The sequence below is a fragment of the Intestinibacter sp. genome (assembly GCF_051866655.1).
GTDB lineage: Bacteria > Bacillota > Clostridia > Peptostreptococcales > Peptostreptococcaceae > Intestinibacter.
Map to the genome: position 1 here is coordinate 1 of NZ_JBJDXL010000495.1, position 2,429 is coordinate 2,429.

A 2,429-nucleotide genomic window follows, 5' to 3' on the forward strand; every position below is an offset into this window, starting at 1 on the left:
AAGACCGAACGGTCGGTTCTATATTTTTATAATAACACAGTTTTCTATAATTTTTGTAAAATTCACAAAAACTTCATAAAAATTATAATTTCCTCAATAACAAAAAATAGATTTGAAAATTAATTCAAATCTATCTTGCCAATAATTTATTAGAAAGATTTATATATTTTTGATCCTCACTAGAATTGTATATTTCTATCTTTCCAGTATTATCATCTTTATTTAACTCATTTTTTTCTTCTAAAATCTCTTTAAGATGTCTGCAAGTACCTAAATTTCCGTCCACTAAATTTGTATTTTGAGGAAGAAATTTTTTTAAGTAATCTCTATAAAAAATAAAATGAGTACATCCCAAAACAACGCTGTCTAGATTATCCACATTTATATTTTTATAGTACTCTTCAATTTGATCTAAAACTACTTTTTCGTCATCTATCAAATCATTTTCAACTATTTCCACAAGCTTTGGACATGGCATTTTTATGACATTGTTATTTCCCATAAACTTGTTCATTAGCTTCTCAAACTTCTTTTCCTTTAAAGTAAGCGGTGTTGCCATGACTACTATATTATTATTTTTTACTCCTTGTGTTGCAACCTTCAATGCAGGCTCCATACCTATTATAGGTAAATCCTTGTATTTTTTTCTAAGGTAGTTTGCAGATGCGCTAGTTGCTGTATTGCACGCTATTACTACAGCCTTTACGCCTTTTTCTATAAAAAATTCTATTATCTCAACACATCTTTCAGTAATTTCATCCTTAGTCTTTACACCATATGGAGCATATGCTGAATCTCCGTAGTAGATAAAGTTTTCGTTTGGCATAAGCTCTTTAAGGTCCCTAAGCACACTTATTCCGCCTAGACCAGAATCAAACACTCCTATGGCTTTTTTACTGTTATCCATTTAAACTCCTCCTGTATAAATTTCGCTCTTAATATATTATCACTTTTATTATTATAAAATATATATCCTTTTTATACAAAAAAATATTTTTTTAGTTCAAAATAAGTGCAAAAAAGCTGTATCTGCTTTAAATCATCTAACAGATACAGCTTTAAAAATATCAATTTAATCTATCTCAAATTCTCTATTATCTTTATCTATAAATCCTATTTTTATTTCACAGTCGAATATCTCTTTAAGCAAGCTAGCAAGCTCTTCTCTAGCTGCCATTAAATTGTCGTAATTTGAATTTTTGAATCCATCGATTGGGAAAAATATATTCTTTGTGCTCTCTACTATCTTTCCTTCTTCACTTTGTCTCCATATCCATCTTCTAGTTCTTACCTTATCTCCAACAGCATATACTAATTCCCCTGCGTCTAATACTTCTGCTTCTGTTTCTCCAAATGGGATAAATTTATCTCCCTCTCTTGAAAATCTCACTTCTACATCTTGTGGCATAATTGTATCTATATCGTGGGCTCCCATAGGTAAGTAGTATTTAAGACTCATAGCGTTTCCGATATCTACTATAGGATTTATACTTGGCAATCCCTTTTTCTTAGAAACTCTTGTAAGCATAGCCTCTATAGAACTCATAAATTTATTTGGATTTATTCCAAGTTCTCTAAAAGCATCTCTATAGCAAGCTACTTCTTCAGATTCCTTTACTTTTTTTCCTTCGTATTTTTCTTCATTTGCTTTAATTCCAGCTTCTAATAAGTTTTGTATCTTTTCTATTTTTTGTGTATTATCGATTCCCTTTGCTACGACTATTCCAAAGCATACATCATCTAACTTATCAAATACTTCCTTTTCTACAATAAACTTCATTTGTTTCACCCCTTAATGAACTATACGTTTTGTCTATTGGAGCTAATTAAAATAATTATATCTCCAGTATATAAATTATAAACCTTCAAGTAAGTATAATGTCAATATCTAAACACTGTTTTATTAAAATATTAATCATTTTTCTCCACTAAAACCTGAATTTCTGTAATCATGTCGTCCTCTTTTTGTATTAAAGTTGGATCTACTATCTGTATTTCAAACGGATCGTCTAAAATTCTATAATTGTTGTCTTCTATATATTTTTTTATTTTATCGTAATAAGCAGGTGCATCCTTGTGGTACCCGTTAAATCTAATACTTAGATATTTGCCCTTTGGAAGCTTTTTTAGCAGCCTTCTATCGTATTTAGTCTTGTCTATAATCGCAAATACTCCATCGTATTGGTTGTATTTTTCATTTTTGAAATTATTTTTATCTATAAAAAGCCCTACATTTCCATATGATAGCGAAACCTTCTGCCTAGATTCTTTTACTAATTTTCTCACATATATTCCGATATCTTCATAGGAGATATTTTTACCCTTTAATCTCACAATCTTTCTATCTTCTAAATTTAATTCAACAACTTCATTTATATGTTCAGTGTTTATTGCATCTTCTATTTGTTTTATTTTTTTATCTATTTTGT

At 29.3% G+C, this 2,429-nt stretch carries 3 protein-coding genes; all 3 read right to left on the reverse strand.

Annotated features, from left to right (window positions below):
- Positions 1-130: 130 nt before the first annotated feature.
- Complete coding sequence (murI, locus tag ACI3VO_RS14920) at positions 131-907, reverse strand: glutamate racemase (RefSeq protein WP_439758676.1); 777 nt, start codon at positions 905-907, stop codon at positions 131-133.
- A 165-nt stretch (positions 908-1,072) separates the two neighbouring features.
- A complete protein-coding gene (locus ACI3VO_RS14925) occupies positions 1,073-1,780 on the reverse strand; it encodes a B3/B4 domain-containing protein (protein ID WP_439758677.1) in 708 nt (235 codons plus the stop codon).
- Between the two features lie 131 nt (positions 1,781-1,911).
- A partial coding sequence (locus ACI3VO_RS14930) for a GyrI-like domain-containing protein (RefSeq protein ID WP_439758678.1) occupies positions 1,912-2,429 on the reverse strand: 518 nt, incomplete at its 5' end.

What these genes read in the sequence shown, in the direction of transcription:
- murI (WP_439758676.1), bottom strand. Translation starts at nt 907, where the DNA reads ATGGATAACAGTAAAAAAGCCATAGGAGTGTTTGATTCTGGTCTAGGC.
- ACI3VO_RS14925 (WP_439758677.1), bottom strand. Translation starts at nt 1,780, where the DNA reads ATGAAGTTTATTGTAGAAAAGGAAGTATTTGATAAGTTAGATGATGTA.